The following is a 271-nucleotide window of genomic DNA, read 5'->3' as shown; positions in this document are numbered from 1 at the left end:
GAGACTGGCAGGCTGGCACGCTGGCCGCTGCGACCATCACCGCATCCGTCGCGGGTCAGGTGGTGACGCTCGCCGGCACGGTGAGCGCCGGTCAGAACGTTGCCATCACGGTCAACGGCACGGCCTACATTGTCGCGGCGCAGGCTGGCAGCACGCTCTCTGGCCTCGCAGCCGCGCTGGCCACGCTGATCAGTGCTGACGTGGCTGCCACTTCCAACGGCGCGACCGTCTCGGTACCGTCCGCCAAGACGCTGGCGGCCAGCATCGGCAC

Annotated in this window: 1 pseudogene; it reads left to right on the top strand. The window is 69.7% G+C overall.

Features of this window, described 5'->3' with window-relative positions:
* A pseudogene (locus ACZ3HH_RS30090) lies at positions 1–271 on the top strand (hypothetical protein); the annotation flags it as partial.

The sequence above is a fragment of the Pseudomonas sp. PME37.24/025 genome, assembly GCF_055556615.1.
This window is presented reverse-complemented; position numbering and strand designations above follow the sequence as displayed.